Annotated in this window: 14 protein-coding genes and 3 pseudogenes; 10 read left to right on the top strand and 7 right to left on the bottom strand. The window is 63.9% G+C overall.

What is annotated here, in order from left to right:
• Positions 1-29: 29 nt before the first annotated feature.
• Positions 30-2442, top strand: a pseudogene (locus tag KUO17_RS24665) (TonB-dependent siderophore receptor).
• Positions 2443-2515: 73 nt separating this feature from the next.
• Here KUO17_RS24665 and KUO17_RS24660 read toward each other — a convergent pair.
• Entirely contained in the window at positions 2516-3436 is a 921-nt protein-coding gene (locus KUO17_RS24660) for a LysR family transcriptional regulator (RefSeq protein WP_217978185.1), read from the bottom strand.
• Between the two features lie 154 nt (positions 3437-3590).
• Between KUO17_RS24660 and KUO17_RS24655 the strand changes: the two genes are divergently transcribed.
• From KUO17_RS24655 to mqo, 8 genes are all read left to right on the top strand, one after another.
• Positions 3591-4733 carry an iron-containing alcohol dehydrogenase gene (locus KUO17_RS24655; protein ID WP_217978174.1) on the top strand — a complete coding sequence of 381 codons (1143 nt, stop codon included), beginning with the start codon at positions 3591-3593 and terminating at the stop codon, positions 4731-4733.
• 43 nt (positions 4734-4776) lie between these two features.
• Positions 4777-6120, top strand: coding sequence for an MFS transporter (locus tag KUO17_RS24650; RefSeq protein WP_217978173.1), 1344 nt, complete (start codon positions 4777-4779; stop codon positions 6118-6120).
• 27 nt (positions 6121-6147) lie between these two features.
• On the top strand, positions 6148-7737 hold the full coding sequence (locus KUO17_RS24645; protein ID WP_217978172.1) for an aldehyde dehydrogenase (NADP(+)): 1590 nt from the start codon (positions 6148-6150) through the stop codon (positions 7735-7737).
• A gap of 175 nt (positions 7738-7912) precedes the next feature.
• Positions 7913-10000, top strand: a complete 2088-nt coding sequence (locus KUO17_RS24640; RefSeq protein WP_217978171.1) for a hybrid sensor histidine kinase/response regulator — start codon at positions 7913-7915, stop codon at positions 9998-10000.
• Positions 10001-10067: 67 nt separating this feature from the next.
• Positions 10068-11078 (top strand): LacI family DNA-binding transcriptional regulator, encoded by a 1011-nt coding sequence (locus tag KUO17_RS24635; RefSeq protein ID WP_217978170.1) that lies wholly within the window; start codon positions 10068-10070, stop codon positions 11076-11078.
• A gap of 296 nt (positions 11079-11374) precedes the next feature.
• A complete protein-coding gene (locus tag KUO17_RS24630) occupies positions 11375-13666 on the top strand; it encodes a membrane-bound PQQ-dependent dehydrogenase, glucose/quinate/shikimate family (protein WP_341869651.1) in 2292 nt (763 codons plus the stop codon).
• Positions 13581-13775 (top strand): hypothetical protein, encoded by a 195-nt coding sequence (locus tag KUO17_RS27000; protein WP_341869650.1) that lies wholly within the window; start codon positions 13581-13583, stop codon positions 13773-13775. The genes KUO17_RS24630 and KUO17_RS27000 overlap by 86 nt, the downstream gene beginning before the upstream one ends.
• Before the next feature lie 94 nt (positions 13776-13869).
• Positions 13870-15516: a malate dehydrogenase (quinone) gene (gene mqo, locus KUO17_RS24625; protein ID WP_217978169.1), complete on the top strand. Its 1647-nt coding sequence runs from the start codon at positions 13870-13872 to the stop codon at positions 15514-15516.
• A 38-nt stretch (positions 15517-15554) separates the two neighbouring features.
• Here the strand turns inward: mqo and KUO17_RS24620 are convergent, their stop codons facing one another.
• From KUO17_RS24620 to KUO17_RS24605, 5 genes and pseudogenes are all read right to left on the bottom strand, one after another.
• Entirely contained in the window at positions 15555-17345 is a 1791-nt protein-coding gene (locus KUO17_RS24620; protein WP_217978168.1) for a putative bifunctional diguanylate cyclase/phosphodiesterase, read from the bottom strand.
• A gap of 52 nt (positions 17346-17397) precedes the next feature.
• A complete protein-coding gene (locus tag KUO17_RS27385; protein ID WP_425274896.1) occupies positions 17398-18177 on the bottom strand; it encodes a methyl-accepting chemotaxis protein in 780 nt (259 codons plus the stop codon).
• Positions 18178-18255: 78 nt separating this feature from the next.
• A pseudogene (locus KUO17_RS27380) lies at positions 18256-19320 on the bottom strand (methyl-accepting chemotaxis protein); the annotation flags it as partial.
• Positions 19321-19654: 334 nt separating this feature from the next.
• Positions 19655-20428 carry a ParA family protein gene (locus KUO17_RS24610; RefSeq protein WP_217978167.1) on the bottom strand — a complete coding sequence of 258 codons (774 nt, stop codon included), beginning with the start codon at positions 20426-20428 and terminating at the stop codon, positions 19655-19657.
• A gap of 219 nt (positions 20429-20647) precedes the next feature.
• The gene (locus KUO17_RS24605) at positions 20648-21613 is read right to left on the bottom strand and encodes a GlxA family transcriptional regulator (RefSeq protein WP_217978166.1); all 966 of its coding nucleotides are present in this window, start codon (positions 21611-21613) and stop codon (positions 20648-20650) included.
• A gap of 106 nt (positions 21614-21719) precedes the next feature.
• On the opposite strand from KUO17_RS24605, the pseudogene KUO17_RS24600 reads away from it, so the two are divergent.
• Positions 21720-22297 (top strand): annotated as a pseudogene (locus tag KUO17_RS24600) (thioesterase family protein).
• Here KUO17_RS24600 and KUO17_RS24595 read toward each other — a convergent pair.
• The coding region (locus KUO17_RS24595; protein ID WP_217978165.1) for a TonB-dependent siderophore receptor at positions 22281-23471 on the bottom strand (1191 nt) is incomplete at its 5' end. The pseudogene KUO17_RS24600 and the gene KUO17_RS24595 sit on opposite strands and share 17 nt — an antisense overlap.

The raw sequence follows: 23471 nt of genomic DNA, 5'->3' as shown, positions 1-23471 counted from the left end.
CGCATAGTCACTCGAACAGGAGTCAATGGATGTCCGCTTGTTTTGTTTGCCCCCCCATCAGCCTTCGTCAAGCCGCGCTGGCGATCGGCCTTTCGGGCTCGTTGCTGGGCAGTGCCAATGCCTGGGCCGCGCCCGTCAGCTACAGCATTCCGGCGGGGTCTCTGGTTACAGCCGTCAACCAGTTCGCTGCAGCGAGCGGGGTGGTTGTCAGCTTCAGCACCGAGGACATGGCCGGCCTGCGCAGTGCGGGATTGCAGGGGCGTTACGAGCTGGAACAAGGCTTTGCGCATCTGCTGCAAGGCAGTTCGCTGCAGGTGCAGCAAGCGGGCGACAAGCACTACATACTGGCTCGCCCTCGCCAGGAGGGCTCACTGGAGCTGGGCGCCACTACGGTATCCAGCGTGCAGTTGGGCGCCACCACCGAGGGCACCGGCAGTTACACCACAGGCTCCGCCAACACCGCCACGGGGCTGCGCCTCTCCACCCGCGAGACGCCGCAATCGGTCAGCGTGGTAACCCGCCAGCAGATTGAAGACCAGAATCTGACGAGTGTTGCCCAGGTACTTGAACAGACGCCGGGTGTGGTCGTGGACAGCATGGGGCCGGCCGGTAGCGACGCCAATCATATCTATGTACGCGGCTTCGAGGTCGGCAGTATCCAGGTCGACGGCGTCAACCGGCCCGATAGCTATGGGTTTCGCGACGACCTTGCCGACATGGTGACGTACGATCGGGTGGAGGTGGTTCGCGGGGCCACGGGATTGATGTCGGGGACCGGCGACCCCGGCGCAACGGTCAACCTGATTCGTAAGAAGCCGACGCGGGAAACACAACGCACGCTGACCCTCAAGGCGGGCTCGTGGGACAACTACCGCACCGAACTGGACGTGTCCGCAACGTTGTCGCAAAGCGGCAATGTGCGCGGGCGCTTCGTTGCCTCGACCACCGACGGCCAGAGCCATATCGACCGCCAATCCCAGGAAAAGCAGGTGGCCTATGGGGTCGTGGAATGGGACCTCAGCGACAGCACCCTGCTGACGGTGGGTGCGGAGTATCAGGAGATGGATAGCAAAGGGGCTGGCAACCATGGCTTCCCGATGTTCAATTCCGATGGCAGTCACTTCAAGCCTTCTCGCTCGTTCAACTCGGCCTCGGACTGGAGCTACCACAAGCGTCGCACCAAAACGCTGTTCACTACCCTGGATCACCAGTTGGACAACGGCTGGCAGGTGAAGCTGAACGCTGAACACAGTCGCCGCAGTTATGACGATGCCTTTGCCACCGCTGCCAGCGGCACCGTCAACCCCGATGGCAGCGGCATCGGCACCTGGACGGGGCGTTGGGCGGGCGAGCCCCGTCAGACCTCGTTCGACCTGTCGGCTTCCGGGCCTTTTGAGCTGCTTTCCCGCGAGCACCAGCTCTATGTCGGGGCCAGTCACTACAAAGCCTATTACCGTAACGATGGTTACCCGCTCTGGTCGTTCCAGACCATTGACAACATCTACACCTGGGACGGCTCGCTGGCCATCCCGGATGCCATCCATACCAAGTCTTCGCAAGATGCGCTGGATGAAACCCAGACCGGCGTGGTGGCGTCGGTGCGCTGGAGCCTGGCCGATGACCTGTCGCTGATTACCGGGGCGCGAGTGATTGACTGGCAACGTGACGAAGCCTCCACCACCCTGTCCACAGGTGATGTCAGCCGCACCTCACGAGGCGAGAGCGGGGTGGTCACGCCTTATTTCGGGCTTGTCTATGACCTCAGCGAAAACTGGTCGGCCTATGCCAGCTACACCACCATCTTCAAGCCGCAAAGCAACAAGGATGTCAGTGGCAGCTACCTTGATCCGGAAGAAGGGGTGAACTACGAACTGGGGATCAAGAGCGAGTTCTGGGACAAGCGCCTGACCACCGCGTTCAGTGTCTTCGAGGTTCGCCAGGACAACCTTGCCGTGGCCGATGGCAGCAACCTGGCACCGGACGGCAACCAGGCCTACCGTGCCGAGTCCGGCACCAGGACCCGTGGCTTCGAGATGGAAGTGGCGGGCGAGATCATGCCCGATTGGCAAGTGTCGGCCAGCTACACCTATGCCCAGATAACGGATTCGGATGACCAGCGCCTGCTGACGGAAGTGCCGCGGGACACCTTCAAACTGTTTACCAGCTATCGTCTGCAGTCCCTGGCGCAGTTGAAAGTGGGGGGGGGGTGTACGCTGGCAGGGTACGGAGTACTACAAAGGTGCCGGACCCAACGACGAGACGTTCACTCAGGACGCCTACAGCGTGGTCGATCTGATGGCGCACTACGCGTTCACGCCGCAAACCAGTGTCTCGTTGAACCTCAATAACGTGTTCGACCAGAGCTACTACACCGCGATCGGTTCGCGTGGCTGGTACGGGACGCCACGTAGCGCCACGGCCACGTTGGTCTACGCATTCTGACGACAGGCATGACGTGCGACGGTTCCCAGCGGTGGGAATCGTCGAATACGCTCCCGATCAGCTCAAACACGTCCTAACCCGGCAACAACAACCCCTTGAGCTGGCTCATCGAAACCGTTTCCTGGCTCCCCCTGCGCGTCACCAGCTCATAGGGATCACTGACCGAACGCATCGTCAGCGGCATGATGCGTATGTGAGGGTGCTGCGCACATTGATTTGCCACATCAATCGAAACCAGCGCCACGAAATCCCGATGGTTCTGCAGCAATGACAACGTGGCCAATATCGACGTCGTCTCCACCAGGTGCAGCGGGAAGCGAATGCCCGCGTCATGAAACTCCCGCTCCAGTTGCACCCGCATCGGCATGTTCGCCCGGTACACAATCCAGCGGCTTTCGGCCAACTGCTCCAGGCTCAGCACGTTTTCGTCCTTGAGGGGGTGATCGATGCTGGCAATCACCGCCAGCGTCTCATCCTGCACAAACGCGCTGCTGAAGAGCTGAGGGGCGCTGCTCACGCAGGTGCGGCACAGCGCCATGTCGAGCCTGCCGCATTCGATCTGCGCCAGCAGCGACTGGCTGGTGTCTTCGATAATCTCGAATGACATCTGCGGCTGCACCGCCGCCAGCTGTGAAACCGCGCGCATCAACAGCGGTATCGCACCCATGATCGCACCCACTGCAAGCCGACCGCCCACACCCCGCAAAATCGCATCCAGATCATGGCGCAGGTTGGAGATATCCGTCTGCACCACCCGCGCGTACCTGATAGCGCAGTAGCCCGCGGCCGTCGGCTCCAGCCCCCGGTTGGTGCGGGTGAACAGTGACGTGCCGAAGGTGGTTTCTATCTCCTGCAGCGCCTTGCTCGCCCCAGGTTGCGTCAGCCCCACACTGCTGGCCGCCCCCAGCAACGAACGGTGCTCGTCCAGCTCGATGAGCAGGCGCAAGTGGCGGGCATGGAGCCGGGACATGATGGAGTTGGTCGAGGGGGTCATCTGGTATGCATCCAGGTTATACCTATATGGAGTGTTCTCAATACCACACACCGTTCGTGGTTTCTATACTGGCGCGGCACCTGTGACCCGAGTGACGGCAGATCTGCCGCAGTGTCACCCAAAATAATAAAGCCCGTGGGCCAGAGGAGACGGTATGTCCCTGATCAACTACATCACCCAGATTCAATTCGAAGCCGGTGCGATTTTGCGCCTGCCTGCCGAATGTCAGCGCGTAGGTATAACTCGCCCTTTGATCGTCACGGATCGTGGCGTACGCGCTGCCGGCATCGTCGACACGGCGCTGGGCACATTGGCCAGCACCACCGCAGTGCCGGTGATCTACGACGGTACGCCGCCCAACCCGAATGAAAACGCCGTGCGCGAAGCCGTCGCCATGTTCAAGGCGTGCGGCTGCGACGGCATCATCGCCATCGGCGGCGGCTCGGCCATCGACCTGGCCAAGGGCGTGGCCGTCTGTGCCACGCACGAAGGGCCGCTGAAAAGCTTTGCGGTGATCGAAGGCGGGCTGGCGCGTATCACCTCGGCCACCGCGCCCGTGATCGCCGTGCCGACAACGGCCGGTACCGGCAGCGAAGTGGGCCGTGGTGCCATCCTGATCCTGGACGACGGGCGCAAGGTCGGCGTGATCTCGCCCCACGTCGTGCCCAGATCCGCCATCTGCGACCCTGCACTGACGCTCGGCCTGCCCCCTGTGCTGACGGCCGCGACCGGCATGGATGCCATCGCCCATTGCCTGGAAACCTTCATGGCGCCAGCGTTCAACCCGCCCGCCGACGGTATCGCGCTGGATGGCCTGTGGCGTGCCTGGCGCTTTATCCAGACCGCGACAGCCGACCCGAAAAACCTCGAAGCGCGCACCAACATGATGAGTGCGTCGCTGCAGGGCGCCCTGGCGTTCCAGAAAGGCCTGGGTTGCGTTCACAGCCTCAGCCACGCGCTGGGCGGCATCGACCCGCGCCTGCACCATGGCACCCTCAACGCGATCTTCCTGCCCGCCGTGATCACCTTCAACCGCCTCTCGCCGTCAGTGGTGGCCGAACAGAAGATGGCGCGCATCGCTCAGGCAATGGGCCTGGCCGATGCCAGCCAGATCGAAGCGGCGGTTCGCAGCATGACACGTGCGCTTGGCCTGCCCACCGGCCTTGGCCAGCTCGGCGTCACCGAGGCCATGTTCCCCGGCATCATCAAGGGCGCTCTGGCCGATCACAGCCACCGTACCAACCCGCGTGAAGCCTCTGCACAGGACTACCAGTGGCTGCTCCAAGCCTCCCTGTAAGCCAGCACCGCCGCCCCACCCATAACAATAAAAGTGAAGGCCTATGAACACCAAATACGCGCAAGCCGAGCTCGGCCGTACACCTGATGCGGTCACAGGCTCAAACCCCATGAAGAAGTACCAGTTCATTACCGTGAGCCTGCTACTGGTGATCGGCATCATCAACTACGTGGACCGCAGTGCGCTGTCGATCGCCAATACCTCGATTCAACGGGACTTGCAGATATCGCCCTCGCAGATGGGCATCCTGTTGTCGGCGTTTTCGCTGGCGTATGCACTGGCGCAGTTGCCGCTGGGCGTGATCATCGATCGCCTGGGCAGCAAGATCTCGCTGGGTGCAGCGCTGCTTGGCTGGTCGATCGCCCAGACGGCCTCTGGCCTGATCAACAGTTTTTCGAGCTTTATTGGCTTGAGGGTCCTGCTGGGTATCGGCGAGGCGCCAATGTTCCCCTCCGCCGCCAAGGCGCTGTCGGAATGGTTCGAGGCCGAGAAGCGCGGTACGCCCACGGGCATCGTGCTGTCGTCGACCTGCATCGGGCCCTGCATCGCGCCACCGTTGTTGACCCTGTTGATGGTGAACTGGGGCTGGCGCGGCATGTTCATCGTCACCGGTGTGTTCGGCATTGTGGTGGCGGCCTGCTGGTTCGCGTTCTACAAGAGCAAGGCGCGCTACCTGGCGCAACTGCCGGCACAGGAGCGTGAACAGCTGCTGGCGTCGCAGCCCCACAGTCAGGCCATTGCAGCCGAGCGGCCGACGATCAAGGCGCAACTGGGCGCCTGGGCCGAGCTGTTCCGGCACAAGAGCACCTGGGGTGCATTGCTGGGCTTCATGGGCGTGATCTACATGCTCTGGCTGCACCTCACCTGGCTGCCCGGGTACTTCGAGCGCGAGCACGGCCTGAGCCTGTACCAGACGGCGTGGGTGGTGTCCCTGGCCTATGTGTTTGGCGCGCTGGGCACCATCGTCGCGGGCCGCTTCTGCGACCGCCTGGTGAAGAAGGGCGCCACGGTGCTGGGCAGTCGCAAGGTGGTGGTGGTCTGCGCGCTGCTGTCGGCGGCGATCTTCACCGTGCCCCTGTCGTTTGGCAGCGGCTTCATCCTGAGCGTGGTCCTGCTGTGCCTTGCGCTGTTCAGCGTGAACATGGCCAGCTCCACGGCCTGGATGATCGCCAACACCGTGGTCGAGAGCCGGCGGGTAGCGTCTTTCGGTTCCATTCAGAACTTTGGCGGATACCTGGCCGGGTCGGCGGCGCCCATCGTCACCGGCTTCAGCATCCAGCAATCGGGCTCGTTTGCCTCCGCCTTCCTGATCAGCGCCGTGGTCGCTTGCGTGGCGGCCATGGCCTACGTGCTGCTGCTCAAAAAGCCCATTTCTGCAGATCAGTAATGGCCACGAATTTCTGGAGTAAACGTTATGCAACTCACTGGTGAACAGTTGATCGGTCATGAGGCGGTTCGCGGCGAAGGCCGTGAACTCCTGGCGATCAATCCCGGGACTCGACAGGCGATCGATACGCCGGTCTTCAATTGCGCAACAGCCGTGCTCGTCGACAGGGCCTGCGCGCTCGCAGAGCAGGCGTTCGATCCGTTGCGCGCCACTGCGCCCGACACCCGCGCACGGTTTCTCGAGGCCATTGCCGATGGCCTGCTTGAGCTGGGTTCAGTGCTGACCGAGCGTGCGCACAGCGAGACGGGGCTGCCGATGGCGCGCCTGGAAGGTGAGCGCGGCCGTACGGTCGGCCAACTGAGGTTGTTCGCCAGCGTTCTGCGTCAAGGGCGCTGGCACAACGCAACGTTCGATTCGGCGCTGCCAGACCGCCAGCCGCTGCCGCGGCCCGACCTGCGCATGTGCAGGGTTGCGCTGGGCCCCGTCGCCATCTTCGGTGCCAGCAATTTCCCGCTGGCGTTCTCGGTGGCGGGAGGCGATACCGCGTCTGCGCTGGCTGCCGGGTGCCCGGTAGTGTTCAAGGCTCACCGCGCCCACCTGGGGACCGCGGAGCTGGTCGCCAGGGTTGTGCAGGCCGCGTCCAGGCGGTTGGCATTGCCCGCAGGCACCTTCTCGCTGGTCATTGGCGACGGCAATGATGTAGGGCAGCAACTGGTGTCGCATCCGGCGATCAAGGCGGTCGGGTTCACCGGCTCGCGCGCAGGCGGGCTGGCCCTGATCAGAGCGGCCGCAGCCCGCGCCGAGCCGATCCCGGTGTACGCCGAGATGAGCAGCATCAATCCGGTGTTCCTGTTGCCGGGGGCGTTGAGTGCGCGGGCCGGCTCGATCGCCACCGCGTTCGTGGATGCGCTGGTGATGGGGGCCGGTCAGTTCTGCACCAACCCGGGTGTGGTGCTGGGCGTCGAGGGGCCGGGCCTGCAGGCGTTCCTGGCGCAGGCCACGGCGCATCTTGCTCAGAAGGCTGCGCAAACCATGCTCACACCGGGTATCCATTGTGCCTACGAGCAGGGGATCGAGCGCATCGCCAAGCATGCCGAGGTCGAAGCCATCGCCTCGGGCCTGTCGCCTGCCGGCGCCACCCAGGCGCAGGCCCACCTGTTCCAGCTGACGTCAGCGCAGGTAGCGGCCAATCCGGGGTTGCTCGAGGAGGTCTTCGGCCCGGCCGCCATCGTTATCCGTTGCCAGGACACCACTGAAATGCTGGCCTTTGCCAGGTCTGTCGAAGGCCAGTTGACGGCCACGCTGCACCTGGAAGAGGAAGACCTGCCGGTCGCCAGGGGGGTGGTCCAGGCCATGGAGAAGAAGGCGGGCAGGGTGCTGGTCAATGGTTTCCCAACCGGTGTCGAGGTATGCGACTCGATGGTGCATGGCGGCGCTTACCCGGCAACCTCCGACAGCCGTACCACCTCGGTCGGTTCGAGTGCAATCGAGCGGTTCCTGCGCCCTGTCTGCTACCAGAGCGTCCCTGATGCCTTGCTGCCGGAGGCGTTGAAACAGGGCAATCCCCTGGGTATCTGGCGTCAGGTCGACGGTCAATCCAGGGCGCCGAGAGGCTGATCGTCAGCGGTATCAACGTCCCCGATTGCGGGGCCAGGTGTCGGCATTGTCAGATCTGTCGATGTAACCATTGACCCCGGCCGGCTTCCCGGCAATCCTTCTGTGATCCAGCACGCACAGCGCCGTCGACCGAAGGCCGCTGCGTTCCCATGCCAAGCGATCACCGAGGCCCCCCATGGATCGAGATAGCACCCAGTTGCCGCCTGGCGCACCTGCCACGGGCTCGCATCAGGCGCGTGCATTCCCGAACGATGCCTCCGAGCGCCTGCAACTGGCGCTCGACGCCGGCGCCATCATTGGCACCTGGGTATGGGATATACCCAACAACAGCGTCACCGCCGATGAGCGATTTTCCCGGTCATTCGGCCTGTCGGCCGATCGCTGCCTGGCCGGCATCCCCATAGAAGAAGCCTTCTGCTCGATCCACCCCGACGACATCGACCGTGTGGCGGCTGACATCAACTCGGCCATGGCGCGCGGCAGCGCCTTTCGCTGCGAGTATCGCGTGCGCCAGGACGATGGCTGCTATCGCTGGGTCGAGGCAAACGGGCGTGTCGAGCTGGATGCAAACGGCCACGCGGTGCGCTTTCCCGGTGTGCTGATGAACATCGAGTCACGCCGCGCAGCAGAAGCCGAACGCGACAGGATGTCGGCGTTGTTGAGCACGTTCACCGCCGCGGTTCCTGGCGTGGTCTACGCCAAGGACCGCGAAGGGCGGATGCTGGTGGCCAACAACGGCACCACTGCGCTGATCGGCAAGCCACCGGCGTTCTACCTGGGCAAGACAGACCTGGAATTTCTGGAAGACAAGGCCCAGGCCCGGCAGGTAATGGAGACGGATCGACGCATCATGTTTGGCGGCAAGGCCGAGCAGATTGAAGAGCAGGTCGACATGCCAGACGGCTCGGCGACCACCTGGCTGTCGATAAAGGCGCCCCTGCTGGACGAGGCCGGCGAGGTGATCGGGCTGATCGGGTCGTCCATCGATGTGACCGCCCGAAAAAACGCCGAGGCTGCGCTGATGGAACTCAACCAGACGCTGGAGACGCGCATCAGCGAGGCCATCGCCGAGCGTGAAGCGGCCCAGGCCGCACTTCGCCAGTCGCAAAAAATGGAGGCGGTGGGGCAGTTGACTGGCGGCATTGCCCATGACTTCAACAACCTGCTGGCGGGCATCACCGGTAGCCTGGACCTGATCAAGCTGCGCCTGGCGCAGGGGCGTACGGCGGATCTGGAGCGTTATCTGAGCGTTGCCCATGGCGCGGCGCAGCGGGCTGCTGCCTTGACGCACAGGCTGCTGGCCTTTTCCCGTCGTCAGACACTGGTACCGGTGGCCACGGATGTGAATGCGCTGGTCAGCGGCATGGAAGAACTGATTCGTCGATCGGTCGGGCCTTCCATCGCCCTCAAGGTCGAGTTGGCTGCGGCGTTGAACACGTGCCTGGTGGACCCTGCGCAGGTGGAGAACGCACTGCTCAATCTGTGCATCAACGCCCGCGACGCGCTACCTGACGGTGGCAGCATTTCCATCCAGACGTGCAATCAGGTCCTCGACCAGGGCCCGCAGCTGGACCCCGAATTGGCACCCGGTACCTACCTTGGCCTCTGCGTAGTCGACAACGGCACGGGGATGAGCCCTGAAACACTGTCCAAGGCCTTCGAGCCGTTCTTTACCACCAAGCCTGTCGGGGCGGGCACCGGCTTGGGGTTGTCGATGATCTATGGGTTCGCCAAGCAGTCGGGCGGGCAGGTGCGTATCGAGTCCGAACAAGGCCTGGGCACCCGCGTGCTGCTGCAACTGCCGTGTCATGCCGGCCAGGCTGAGGCAATCGGCCCGCAGGTGTCGATGACCCAGGCGCCAGACGCATCGGCGGGCGAGACGGTACTCGTCGTCGATGACGAGTCGTCGGTACGCCTGTTTGTCAGTGAAGTCTTGAGCAGCCAGGGTTATGTGGTGATCGAGGCCGCTGACGGTCTGGCGGGGCTGCAACTGCTGAAGTCGGATATCCGCATTGACCTGCTGGTCACGGATATCGGCCTGCCCGGCGGGGTGGACGGCCGCCAGATGGCCGACAAGGGCAGGCAGTCGAGGCCGGGGCTGCCGGTGTTGTTCATGACCGGCTATGCGCAGCCCCATGTGCTGGACCAGCACCCCCTTGATCGTTGCACCGCCGTGCTTACCAAGCCCTTTGCACTGCAGGCGTTGACCGCGACGGTGAGCACGTTGCTTGGGGCACTGAACATACCCCCAAAAAGCATGTGATATCCTGCGCCGCAGCCAACGCCCTTGTGCAATGGCTCACCGACAGCCACAGGATCTTCGCGTATCTATGACCAAGTCATTCACCACTCTGAATGATGTCGCGCAAGCGGCCGGCATGTCCCGTGCGCAGGTGTCGCGCGCGCTGCGCGGCGACCCGGGGGTACGCCCCGAAACCCGCAAGCGCATCGACGAGATCGCCGCGCAACTGGACTACCACCCCAACCTGGCTGCGCGCAGCCTGGTGTCCTCGCGTTCGTCCATCGTCGGCCTGGTGATCGGTGACCCCAACAACCCCTTCCACATCCAGCTGGCCCAGTGCGTAGACCGCCAGTTGCTGGCCTCGGGCTTTGACCCGGTCACCTCGTTGCGCTCGGTGGAAAACGGCTCCGAAATCTTCGAGGCCGATCGCCTGCTGCGCCTGCGCGCCGCCGGCGTGATCCTGCTGGGTACCGCCCATACCCCCGAGGCCATCGGTGAGATCGCCGAAAAGCTGCCCTGCGTCTACCTGGGCAACAAGCGCATCTTCCACCCGCAGGTCACCGCCATCGCGGTGGATGATGAAGCGGGTGTCAGGCAAGCCATGGACCACCTGTTTGCCCTGGGGCATCGGCGCATTGCGCACCTGGGCGGCGCGCGCGAAGCCTCCGCGCGCGAGCGTACGCGGCTGTATTGCGCGGTGATGCGCGAGGCAGGGCTGGAGCCGTTCTATCTGCGTGGCACGCACACTGCGGCGTTTGGTCGGCAAGGCGTGGATGCGCTGTTCGCCGACCCCAACCCGCCCAGCGCGATCTTCGCAGCCAACGACTTCATTGCCCTTGGCGTCATCGACCGCCTCAAGGGCATGGGCCTGTCGGTGCCCGAGGACGTCTCGGTCATCGGTTTCGATGATATTCCCGATGCCCAGAACGAAGTGTTCTCGTTGTCCACGCTGCGCCAGGACACCCAGTCCCAGGCGCGGGCCGCCGTTGCCTCGCTCCAGGCCATCATTGCAGGCAAGCAGGACCGGGTGCGACGTCACATCATGCCGGTTGAACTGATACTGCGTCGCTCCACCACTGCATTCACGCCCTTGCCCTGACAAACGAGAATCCATTCCATCTGTGACACGTTGACGCAGGGTACGAGTGCCCCTAAGATTCGCCGCAACCAGCCGTCAGCGATAGACCATGCAGAGTGTGTGGCCATTTCGAGCAGGCTGATTTTTTTGCCTGACAATGAGAGCGCTCTCATTGGCCGTCGTGGGGTATGGGGTGCTGTTCATTTTCTTTCGAGAAATGAGAACGCTCTCATTCGCGGCGTGACGCCCCTCGGCTGGCGAGCACCCCAGGCAACTGGCGCGGTGCGCACGACATTCAAAAAACAGTGGGAATACCTATGAGCTTCAAGGGAGTAGTACCGGTACTGATCGGCGCCGTATTGGCGCTGTTCGGGCTGGGCGTTTTGGTAGGGGGAGGGAAGCTTGCTTCACTCGGTGGCAGTTGGTACTACCTGCTGGCAGGGGCACTGATGCTCGCCAGTGGTGTTGCGCTGGTACGGCGCAAGGTGGTGGCCACCTGGTTGGCACTGCTGTTGCTGGGCATCACCGTTGCCTGGTCGCTGGGTGAAGTCGGCTTTGACTTCTGGCAGTTGGTACCGCGCCTGATGACGTTCATTGTCATCGCGCTGGTGCTGACCCTGCTGGTGCCATTGCTGGAGGGCAACCGCCGTGGCCTGGGCACAGCCCCGCGCGCCGTGATCAGCCTCGGCTTGCTGGCCAGCATCGCCGGTTTCGGCTATGGCATGTTCCAGCCGCACCCGACCGTGGTGGCGCAGCAAGGCGCTGCAGCCCCTGTGGTGGCGCCCGATGCGGGCGTGTCCGACGGCAACGACTGGAGCGCCTACGGTCGCAACACCCATGGCGAGCGCTTTGCCCAGTTCGAGCAGATCAACAAGGGCAACGTCAAGGACCTGCAGGTCGCCTGGACCTTCCGTACCGGTGACATGGCCATCAATGGCGCCGAGTACCAGGGCACGCCGCTCAAGGTCGATGACACGGTCTACCTGTGCACGCCGTTGAACAAGGTGTTTGCCCTGGACCCGGTCACCGGCAGGCAGAAATGGACCTTCGATCCGCAGATCAAGGAAACCCCGGCCAACAAGCACTGGAAGCGCTGCCGCGGCGTGGGCTACCACGATGCCGGCAACGCCCAGGCCAGCACGGGCCAGGCCGAGCCTGCCGCGGTTGCGGCGCAACCTGCACAATGCCGTCGCCGCATCATCACCACCACGGTCGATGCACGCCTGATCGCGCTCGACGCCGACACCGGCAAGGCCTGCGACGGTTTTGGCGAGCATGGCACGGTCAACCTGCTCAAGGGTATCGGCCCGAACACCGACGGTTCCTACTACCTCACCTCGGCGCCACTGGTGGCCGGTGACGTGATCGTCGTCGGCGGCAAGATCAACGACAACCTGCAGACCGGCGAACCGTCGGGCGTCACCCGCGGCTTCGACGTGCGCACCGGCGAACTGCTGTGGGCGTGGGACGCGCTCAACCCCAAGCGTGGCGTGCCGCTGCCCGAAGGCGAACTGTACCCCAAGGACTCGCCGAACTTCTGGGGCACCGCCTCGTACGATGCCAAGCTGGGGCTGGCCTACATCCCGACCGGCAACCAGACGCCGGACTTCTGGAACGGTGACCGTCACGCAGGCTCCGACGAGTACAACGACTCGATCGTGGCCATCGACGTGAAAACCGGCGTGGACAAGTGGCACATGCGCACCGCCAACAACGACATGTTCGACTACGACATCTCGGCGCAGCCGATCCTGTACGACCTGCCGGGCAAGGACGGCAGCACCACCCCGGTGGTGATCGTGATGACCAAGCGCGGTCAGATCTTCGTGCTGGACCGTCGTGACGGCACGCCGGTGTTCCCGGTCGAGCAGCGCAAGGTGGCCACCGACGGCGTCGAGGGCATGCGCATCGCGCCAACCCAGCCGTACTCGCAATTGTCGGTGGGTACCGAGCGCTTCAAGGAATCGGACATGTGGGGCGCAACGGTCTTCGACCAGTTGATGTGCCGCATCGACTTCAAGCAAATGCGCTGGGAAGGCGAGTTCACCCCGCTGGTCGAAGGCCAGCGCACGCTGATCTACCCGGGATACTACGGTGGCTTCAACTGGGGCGGTGGTGCGCTGGATGCATCCACCGGCACCTTGATCGTCAACGATATCCGCATGGCGCAATGGGGCCGTTTCATCAAGCGTGAAGACGCCGCCCGCACTGGCCTCAAGCCAAGCACCGAAGGCGAGTACTCCGAGCAGTTGGGTACGCCATGGGGTGTGGAACGCTCGATGTTCGTCTCGCCGCTGGGCGTGCCGTGCTTCAAGCCGCCGTTCGGCACCATGACCGCCATCGACCTGAACAACGGCAAGACCAAGTGGCAGGTGCCGATGGGCAGCATTCAGGACGCGCCGGTACGCGGCATCGTGCCGGGCGTGCTGATACCGCTGGGCATGCCGACCATGGGGGGGGCCGCTGGTCACCAAGGGCGGCCTGACCTTCTTCCACGGCACGCTGGACTACTACATCCGCGCGTTGGACAACGACACCGGCAAGGAGCTGTGGCGTGGTCGTCTGCCGGTAGGCGGGCAGGGGGCTCCGATGTCCTATGTCGCACGTGACGGCAAGCAGTATGTGGTGGTCACCGTCGGCGGGGCGACCCGAACCGGCAGCAACGACAACCGTGGCGACTACATCATCGCCTACGCGCTGCCAGGCGCGGTGAAGTAACCCCCCCAGGCAAGGCTGCAGGGCAACCTGCAGCCTTTGGCCTATCATTACCCCTGCTGTTGATTGCCAAAGGGAACGCAACAGGGGATACGCAATGAATTTCGCAAAGCACCTGATCGTAGTGGGCGTGGCCGCCGCGCTGGGCCTTGGCCATGCCCACGCCGCCGAAACCCGCAAAGTCGATGTCCTGCTCGTGGGCGGCGGCATCATGAGTTCGACGCTGGCGATCTGGCTCAATGAGCTGGAGCCTGGCTGGTCGATGCAGATGATCGAGCGCCTGGATGGCGTTGCCGAAGAAAGCTCCAACGGCTGGAACAACGCCGGCACTGGCCACTCGGCCCTGGCCGAGCTCAACTACACGCCCGAGAACCCGGACGGCACCATCAATATCACCAAGGCCATCGAGATCAACGAGGCCTTCCAGATCACCCGGCAATTTCTCGCCTGGCAGGTCAGGAACGGCGTGCTGAAGAACCCGCCCTCGTTCATCAATTCCACGCCGCACATGAGCTTCGTATGGGGCGACGACAACATCCGGTTCCTCAAGAAACGCTACGAGGCGCTGCAGGCCAGCCCCTTGTTCCGCCCCATGCAGTACTCCGAAGACCCGGCGCAGATCCGTCAGTGGGTGCCGCTGATGATGGAAGGGCGCGACCCCAGCCAGAAGATCGCCGCCACCTGGGCGCCCATCGGCACCGACGTGAACTTCGGTGAAATCACCCGCCAGTTCGTCGGCCATCTCAAGGCGCAGCAGAACTTCACGCTGGACCTGTCGACCGAAGTGCAGGACATCACCCGCAACGACGACGGCTCCTGGCATGTGGAGTACAAGCACCTCAAGACTGGCGCAGAAGCGGCCACCGATACGCGCTTTCTGTTCATCGGGGCCGGTGGCGCCGCGCTCAAGCTGCTGCAGAAGTCCGGCATCCCCGAAGCCAAGGAATACGCCGGCTTCCCGGTGGGTGGCTCGTTCCTGGTCACCGACAACCAGGCCATCGCCCTGCAGCACATGGCCAAGGCCTACGGCATCGCCGCCACCGGCGCGCCGCCGATGTCGGTGCCGCACCTGGACACCCGGGTGCTCGATGGCAAGCGGGTGATCCTGTTCGGCCCGTTCGCCACGTTCTCCACCAAGTTTCTCAAGGAAGGTTCGTACTTCGATCTGCTCGCCAGCATGACGCTGCACAATATCTGGCCGATGACCAAGGTCGGCGTCGATCAGTTCGACCTGGTGCAGTACCTCGCGGGCCAGTTGATGCAGTCGGACGATGACCGCTTTGCGGCCCTGAAGACCTACTTCCCGAATGCGAAAAAAGAAGACTGGCGCCTGTGGCAGGCCGGCCAGCGCGTGCAGATCATCAAGCGCGACGAAGACAAGGGCGGCGTGCTCAAGCTGGGCACCGAGGTGGTGAGTTCGGCCGATGGCACCCTCGCAGGCCTGCTGGGGGCCTCGCCAGGCGCTTCCACCGCTGCCCCGATCATGCTCGAAGTGCTGCAGAAGGTGTTCAAGGACAAGGTCGCCACGCCTGCCTGGCAAACCAGGCTGCGCCAGATCGTGCCCAGCTACGGCACCCGGCTCAACGACGACCCGGAGCGCGTGATGCAGGAGTGGAAGTACACCAGCGAAGTGCTGCAGCTCACACCACCACCGGGCATCGAAACGCAGGCGCCGCAAGTGACGCCCGCTACCGACCCGATCGGCCAGGAGCACGTCGATACCGACGCGCAACTGACGCCGTAGCGCCCCCCGTCAGCTTGACCACCCCGGGCCTGGGGTGGTCAGGCGCTGCGCTCGGCCGTGCCGCAGTCGGTTGAAAACCACGCCAGCAGTTGTTCCTGCGTCATCGGCATGGCAATCAGATACCCCTGCGCTTCATCGCACCCCCACTCGCGCACCGCGCTCAATTGCTCGACCGTCTCGATGCCTTCGGCCACCACCCGGTAGCGCAACTTCTTCGCCAGGCTGATCAGCGTCTGCACCACGCGCTTGTCCTTCTCCTCACTGTGAATGTTGCGAATCAGCGACTGATCCAGCTTCACCGTGGTGGCGGGCAACTGCCGCAGGTAGGTCCAGTTGCTGTAACCCGTGCCGAAGTCGTCGATGGCCACATCGATGCCCGCGGCGCGCACACGTTGCAGTTGCCTGCTGACTTCCTGGGGGTTGGCGATCAGCGCGCTTTCGGTGAATTCGAGTTCGAACGATCCGGGGTCTACGTCATGGCGCGCCATCAGTTCGAACATCAGGTCGATGAACGCCGGGCCCGACACATCCTGGGCCGTGACATTGATGGCGACCTTGATGCCGAGCGATTGCTTGCGCCACGCCGACACCTGCCTGATCGCCGCGTGCAGCACCCAGGTACTCAGGGGCCGAATCAGGGCGGTCTTTTCCGCCAGCGGGATGAACTCGGCCGGGCCGATCCAGCCCAGTGTCGGATGTTCCCAGCGCAGCAAGGCCTCGACAGAGGTGCAGGCGCCAGTTTTCAGGTCGATGCGCGGCTGGTACACCAGGCTCAGTTGGTCATTCAGGTGGATCGCTTGCGCCAGCGAGGTCAGCAGAAGAAAGGCACGCTGCTGCGCGGCGTCCAGTTCCGGCTGGTATTCGCACCAGGCTACCCCCCGCGTCCTGGCGTCTTCGGCCGCCGTGATGACGGTGCGTAGCGCATCGCTGCGGTTGTCCCGGTAACTGCCAAGGTTGAGCAGCCCCAGCGTCACCTCCAGTTTGAGCGGGATGCCCTGTGCGCTCACCGGCATGTCGAAATCGCGGGCCAAGGCAGTACACAACGGCGCCACCGGCTCACCCAGTGGCCAGAAGAAGGCGAAGCGGGTGGGGCTTATCCGGTACAGCGCGCACTCCGGCGGCAGGCGTTGCAGCAGACGCTGCTTCAGCGCCAGCACCAGTGCTTGCATGAAGCTGTAGCCAAGCGCCTTGACGATATCGTTGAGAAAAGTGGGCGTCATCGTGTCCACGGCCACCAGCCAGCGGTCCTCGCCCGGGCTCGGGCAGTGCACAATGTCCTGCTCGATCCGGGTGCGGTTGAGCAGCCCGGTTGGCGCGTCGACATACACCTCGCAGCGCAGGCCTTCTATGCGGCGCATGACCAATTGGGCATAGCGCTGCAGCACCGCGCGCTCCGTCAGGCTCATCGCCGGCCTGGGCTGGGTGTCGATGATGCACAGCGTACCCAGCCCCAGCCCCTGTGCGGTCACCAGCGGGGCACCGGCGTAGTAGCGGATGCCCGGCGCGCCGGTGACCAGCGGGTTGTCCCTGAAGCGCTCATCCTGGCAGGCATCTTCGATCTCCAGCACCTCGCTGTGGCTCAGTGCATGGGCACAGAACGACACGTTGCGCGGTGTCTGGGTGGCGTCCAGCCCGACCCTGGCGCTGAACCACTGGCGCTGTTCGTCGACGATGGAAATCAGCACGATGGGCGCGGCAAAGTGCGCGGCCGCAAGGCCCACGATCAGTTCGAACACCTCGTCGTCGCTGTGTTCGAGCCCCCGCAGTTCGTTGACCGCCTGCTGACGAAGCGCCTCGTTGATCGGGTAGGGTGGGTGCGTATTCAGCATCGTTCAACCTCGCCTGTGTGCCTTGGCTTCGCTACCGCCCGCTCGGGGTGACTCACGTTCTGAAGTGCGAGGTGAGTCGCTGCAAGTCCTGCCCCAGCGATACCAGCTCCAGGGTGGCGGCCGCGCTGTGCTGGCTGGCGGTCGCGGACTGGTCGGCCACATCGCGCACATTGATGATGCTCTTGTTTATCTCGTCGGCCACGGCGCTCTGCTGCTCCGCCGCCGCGGAGATCTGCAGGCTCATCTGCTGGATGGTCCCGATCGACTGGTTGATCTCGCCAATCGCGTGTTCGGCCTTCTGGGCCAGCACCACGGTGTCGAGCGTGCGTTCACGGCTGGAAACCATCAGCGTCGACGCTGCCTGGGTCCCTTGCTGCAGGGCGGTAATCAGCGTTTCGATTTCCTGGGTGGAGTTCTGCGTGCGCTGGGCCAGCGAGCGCACTTCGTCTGCCACCACGGCGAAACCACGGCCTTGCTCACCGGCCCGCGCTGCCTCGATCGCGGCATTGAGTGCCAGCAGGTTGGTCTGCTCGGCAACGGCCTTGATCACGTCGATGACCTTGCCGATCTGCTCGCTGTCCTGGGTGAGGGTGTTCATCGCGCCGCCCAGGGCTTCGATGGCATCGGACAGCTCGCTGATCTGGCGGGTGGCCTGCTTGACCACCGCACCGCCATGGCGTGCCTGTTCTTCGGCCAGGGTGGCGGCGGCGGAGGCATCGGTGGTGTTGCGCGCTACCTCCTGCACGGTAGAGGCCATTTCATGCATGGCGGTCGCGACCTGATCGACCTCCACTTTTTGCTGGCGTACACCGGCGCTGGTCTGCTCGCTCATGGCCGACAGCTTTTCAGCCGAGGTCGAAATGTGCGTCACGCCGCTGCCGATGCCCTTGACCAGCGCGTTCAGGCTGTGTGCCATGTCCAGCACGGTGTTCTGCAGCTCGCCCAGTTCGTCGCGGCGTGCCGATTTGGCCTGGGAGGTGAGGTCGCCCTTGGCGATACGGCGCGCCAGTTCGACGGTGACCGACAGCGGCACGGTGATCTGCCGTGCAATCACCACCGCCGCAAACAGCCCGGCCAGCAATGCCAGCAGCGACAGGCCGGCAATCTGCAGCAGGGCGTTGCGCTGGTCGTCGCGGGCGAGGCGTTGCTGGGTGTCCATCAGGCTGCTCATGGTCTTGTCCATGGCGCCGCTGTACTGGTCGACCTGCTGGCGCAGTTTCTCTTTCTGCTCGAACAGCGCCTGTACCTCCAGCAGTACCGCGCGGTACTGGCGCATGCCGGCGTGCACCGCTTCGAGCTGGCTGGCCTGCTGCGCGGGCAGTTGCGTACGCGTGCTGGCGAGTTCGCCGAGCAGCGCGTCGGTGGTACTGAACAGCGCGTGCTGGTTGGCGCTGCCGGGGTCTGTGATGTAGCGACGCAGCGTCAGGCGAAACTGCGCCATGGCGCTGCCCAGGTCGGCCATGCTGCGCAGGTTGCGGATGCTCGCCGGTTCGGGCGCCTGCAAGGCGCTGGCAGTGGCGCTCTCGACCAGTGACGACAACGTTTGCGCGTAGGCTTCAGAGCGCTGCCCCAGCGGCTCCAGCGCGGCCGCCAGGGCGGTGTCGTTGTCGATCAGGCGTTGCACGGTCTGATCGTAGTCAGCGGTGCTGGCCTGCAACTGGCGCAGCGCCGTCTGGTTTTCGGCGCGCTGCATCGTCGCCAGCGCCTTGGACACCAGGTTCTGAACCACCCCCAGGTGCTCGCGATAGGTCACCACATAACGCGGGTCGGCGGCCACTTCATACTGTTTTTCGGTGCGGCGCATGGTCTGCACGGCATCGTTGAGTGTGCCGACCAGGCGTGTGGTGTCCAGGCGGTCCACCAGCAGGGTGTTGCTGGTATGGCCAACGAAGGCCACCGCCAGCACGGCCAGTAGCAGGAAGCCGAAACCGGCGCCGAGTTTTCGCGAGACTTTCAGGTTGTCGAAGTGGGTCATTACGGTTGCCATTTATTAGCCTCGATCACGCCGGGCGATGAATCCGGCAGGCACAAACAAGTCATTGCCCGCAAGCGTGAGCCGCTTGCGAAACAGAGTGGGGGCCATCCAGGGCGGGGGGAGGATCAACAGGCCTGCTGTGCGCGAGGCCTCGGTAGGGGGGATGCTATAAATTTTGGCAAAACTTGTACAATTATTTATTTCTGTATAGAAGTTGAACTTCTGTGCGCCGGTGATGCCGTGGTGCCATCACGGTGCGAAGGCAGGTTCCAGAGGGCTTGCGGGAGTTGCCAGGGTATTCGCAGAGCAGGAGGCGTGCAGCACCGTTGCGCGCCTAGGCGGCGCGCTCCAGTGCGCTCAGCAGGTCGACGAATTCCAGCGACAGCTTGTGGCGGGGGGCGAAATGCACCAGCGGCACCGACACTTCGTGGGACTCGCGCATCTTGATCGAGCTGCTCAGGTACACCGGCAACACGGGCAGGCCGTCGGCCAGCAGCGCCTCTACCAGGCTCTGGTGCAGGGCGGTGCGTGCGACAAACTGATTGACCACCACGCCTTCGATCTGCAGGTCTTCGTTGTGGTCCTGGCGCAGGTCTTCCACTTGCGCCAGCACCTGCTGCAGGGCCTGGCGCGAAAAGGCATCGCAGTCGAAGGGGATCAGCAAGCGGTCGGCAGCGACCAGTGCGCTGAACGTGTAGAAGTTCAGCGAGGGCGGGGTGTCTATGTAGATGCGTTCGTAGTCTTCGGACAGTTCCACCAGCAGCTTGCGCAGCTTTCGGATCTTGAACTTGCTTTCGAGTTTGGACTGCAGCTCGGCCAACTCCGGGCTCGCGGTCACCAGGTGCAGGTTGTCGTACTGCGTGGGGGTGATGGCGACGCGGCTGCGCAGGCTGCCGGGGGTGCTGCTCAGGGTCTGCTTGAAGAAGTCCGCAATGCCCGAGGGAATGGCATCGTCGGCAAGGCCGGTGAGGTAGTGCGTGGAATTGGCTTGCGGGTCGAGGTCGACCAGCAGCGTGCGATAGCCCTCGGCGGCGCTGACGGCGGCGAGGTTGCAGGCGATGCTGGACTTGCCGACACCGCCTTTCTGATTGAATACGACACGACGCATGGGGCAGTTAATCCATGAACAGGGCCGAGGGCCAACCAATGATAGATGTCAGATGCTGCCTTGATGTTATGTCTGAAAAGTTACAGTTTTAAGACATCTCTTTCCTGGGCGAGCGCGCGCCGTGAAAACGATCGGTCTTGCAAAGTGGGCACGGCGTTGAGCGATGCCGTACGTCAGCGCGCCTGAACAACGTCACCCATCGCGACTGCTCGCGCAGCTTCAGCCCGCACTGGCCTGGAACTTCTTGCGGTAGGCGGTGGGCAGCAGCCCAACGCGCTTGAGGAACAGGCGACGGAACGAATTGCTGTCCTCGTAGCCGACCTTGTAGGTGATGCTGTCCAGGCTCATCTGGGTGGTTTCCAGCCATTGCTTGGCCTGCTCCAGGCGCAGGGTCTGCAGGTAGGCAATCGGCGTATAGCCGGTGGCGTCCTTGAACCTGCGCTTGAAATTGCGCACACCGAAACCGAACTGGCGCGCCAGTTCGTCGATCAGCAGCGCCTCGCCGAAGTGCGCGTCCAGCCAGTTCTGCACCTGCAGGATCTCCTGGTCGCCATGACGCTTGGGCATCGACCACAGCACGTAGCTGGACTGCTCAGTACGCACGTTGTCGATCAGCAGGTAGCGGCTGCATTGCTGCGCCAGCGCCAGCGAGGCGAAGCGACGGATCAGGTGCAGCAGCAGGTCCATTGCCGCGCTGGCACCGCCGCTGGTGATCAGGCGGTCGTCTTCGCACAGGATCTGCTTCGGGTTCAACTGCACCTGCGGGTAGCGACGCTTGAACAGCCCGGCGAAGGCCCAGTGAGTGGTGGCGCGGCGGGTGTCGAGCAGGCCGACTTCGGCGAGCATGAACGATGCCGTGCACATGGCCGCCAGGCTTGCGCCCCGGGCGTGCTGCTGCACCAGCCAGTCGGCATGCGCGGCAAAGCTGGGCAGGGCTTCCTTCAAGGTGAACAGAAAGCCTGGAATCACCACCAGGTCGGTGTGCTCGACAGCGGCCAGCGCGCAGCTCACCTGAAAACGCTGCCCGCCCAGGGTCATGACCTCGCGCCCGCTCAGGGAGGCGGTCACCACCTCGAACACCGGTGCGGGCCCCGGGTTGAAGAAGTTGGCGGCGCTGAACAGCTCCAGGGCGATGGACGCGCTGGCGGCAGAACACTGGTCAGCCAGCAGCAGGGTTACGTGCATGATTGGGGCTCTTGCAGTTTTCGCATGGAAAAAGTCATTTGCGAATCTATCGTGCCGGCAGGGCCGCTGGCTAGACTGCGGCACTGATCCTTTTGGCGAGAAACCCATGAATCTCTGGTTCCGACTGTTGTTGATGCTGCTGCGCCGGCCGTGGCGCAAACCCGTGCACGGGCTGGACACCACCGTCATCCACCTGCGCGTATGGCCGCTGGACCTTGACCTGAACCGGCATGTCACCAACGGCCGCTATTTCACCCTGGCCGATGTCGGTCGCATGGACTACGTGCTGCGCAGCGGTGCCTTTCGCGTGGCGCTGCGGCGCAAGGCGGTGCCCATCGTGGGTGATGTGTGGGGCAAGTTTCGCCGCGAACTGCGCCTGTTCGAGCGCTTCGAGCTGCACACGCGCATGCTCGGCTGGGACGAGAAATGGAGCTTCATGGAGCACCGCTTCGTCAAGGATGGGCGCGTGGTCGGCGTGGTGCTGATGCGTGGCCTGTTTCGCGGGCCCAAGGGCACCGTGGCGCCGAGCGAGTTCGTGCACGCGCTGGGGCTGAGCGAACAGTCCCCGGCGTTGCCGCACTGGCTGCTCGACTGGTCGCCAGTTGCGACAAGCTCAGCCAGTGCCTGCGTGAGGAAGAGGCCGCGCCCGGCGCAACCGAGCCAAACGCTACCAGGTGTAGCTGACCGAGCCGACCAGGCTGCGCTCGTCGCCATAGCGGCATGAATTGGCGCAGTACATGTAGCGCTGGTTGGTCAGGTTCTGCGCCCTCGCGCTCAGTTGCCAATGCTCGTCCAGCGCGTAGCTGACCTGTGCATCGAACAGCGTGTAGGCGGCGATCTTGCGGTCGCTGATGCTCGGCAGGGTGTGCGTGGTGCCGTTGTAGCGCGCGCCGCCGCCCACGGTGACGTCGCGCAGCCCCAGCGCGGCGAGGCGATAGTCCAGCCACAGCGAAGCGTTGTGGTAGGGCGTGCCTTCGATGCGCGAACCTTCCAGCAGCGCATCGTTGTCGGCGATCACATGCGCATCGGTGTAGGCGTAGCCGGCATTGAACCCCAGGTTGTCGGTCAGCTGCGCCTTGGCCTCGATTTCGAAACCGGTGCTGCGCTCCTTGCCGGTCTGTTCATCGAAGTCGGAGCCGGGTATGGCGCTGGTCACGTTGCTCTGGGTCAACTGGTACACCGCGGCACTGATCAGCAGCTCGCGACCGGCCGGCTGGTAGCGAAGGCCGATCTCGTACTGCTCGCCCTCGGTGGGCGAAAACGCCTTGCCGTCGCTGCCACTGCCGGCGGCCGGCAGGAACGACTGGCTGTAGCTGATGTAGGGCGCCAGGCCGTTGTCGGCCAGGTACACCAAGCCGATCCGTCCCGTGAGTTTGCTGTCGTGGGTGGTGCTGCGCGCACCGTCGCGGTAGGTACGCGTGGTGCTGTCGGCCCAGTCCTGGCGCAGGCCCAGCAGCGCTACCCAGCGCTCGTTGAACTTGGCTTGTTCCTGCAGGTACAGGCCCAGCTGGCGAGCGTGCAGGTCCGAGCCGCGGTCGATCGAACGGTTGACCTCAGGCAGGTTGCCATACACCGGGTTGGCCAGGTCCAGCGCCGGCGCATTGCCGCTGAAACGGTGGCTGTCGTAGGTCTTGCGGTAGTAGTCCAGGCCAGCCAGCACGGTGTGCTGCCAGCGGCCGGCGTCCAGGTCCAGTTGCAGGCTGTTGTCGCTGGTCCAGCCAGTGGCAATGTCTTCACGGCTGTTGTAGCTGCGCGACAGCTGTGACAGGTTCGGCCCGCTGACGCGGCTGGTGTTGAGCGTGATGTAGTCGTAGTCGCTGCGCGATTCGAAGTAGCGCAGCGCCTGGCGCAGTTGCAG

This window comes from Pseudomonas aegrilactucae (genome assembly GCF_019168305.1).
GTDB classification, from domain to species: domain Bacteria; phylum Pseudomonadota; class Gammaproteobacteria; order Pseudomonadales; family Pseudomonadaceae; genus Aquipseudomonas; species Aquipseudomonas aegrilactucae.
Note: the sequence above shows the minus strand (reverse complement) of the source record. Positions and strands in the feature narration are given on the sequence as shown.

Coding starts and splice junctions, on each gene's coding strand:
- KUO17_RS24660 (WP_217978185.1), bottom strand. CDS start 3,436: ATGACCCCCTCGACCAACTCCATCATGTCCCGGCTCCATGCCCGCCAC.
- KUO17_RS24655 (WP_217978174.1), top strand. CDS start 3,591: ATGTCCCTGATCAACTACATCACCCAGATTCAATTCGAAGCCGGTGCG.
- KUO17_RS24650 (WP_217978173.1), top strand. CDS start 4,777: ATGAACACCAAATACGCGCAAGCCGAGCTCGGCCGTACACCTGATGCG.
- KUO17_RS24645 (WP_217978172.1), top strand. CDS start 6,148: ATGCAACTCACTGGTGAACAGTTGATCGGTCATGAGGCGGTTCGCGGC.
- KUO17_RS24640 (WP_217978171.1), top strand. CDS start 7,913: ATGGATCGAGATAGCACCCAGTTGCCGCCTGGCGCACCTGCCACGGGC.
- KUO17_RS24635 (WP_217978170.1), top strand. CDS start 10,068: ATGACCAAGTCATTCACCACTCTGAATGATGTCGCGCAAGCGGCCGGC.
- KUO17_RS24630 (WP_341869651.1), top strand. CDS start 11,375: ATGAGCTTCAAGGGAGTAGTACCGGTACTGATCGGCGCCGTATTGGCG.
- mqo (WP_217978169.1), top strand. CDS start 13,870: ATGAATTTCGCAAAGCACCTGATCGTAGTGGGCGTGGCCGCCGCGCTG.
- KUO17_RS24620 (WP_217978168.1), bottom strand. CDS start 17,345: ATGCTGAATACGCACCCACCCTACCCGATCAACGAGGCGCTTCGTCAG.
- KUO17_RS27385 (WP_425274896.1), bottom strand. CDS start 18,177: ATGAGCGAGCAGACCAGCGCCGGTGTACGCCAGCAAAAAGTGGAGGTC.
- KUO17_RS24610 (WP_217978167.1), bottom strand. CDS start 20,428: ATGCGTCGTGTCGTATTCAATCAGAAAGGCGGTGTCGGCAAGTCCAGC.
- KUO17_RS24605 (WP_217978166.1), bottom strand. CDS start 21,613: ATGCACGTAACCCTGCTGCTGGCTGACCAGTGTTCTGCCGCCAGCGCG.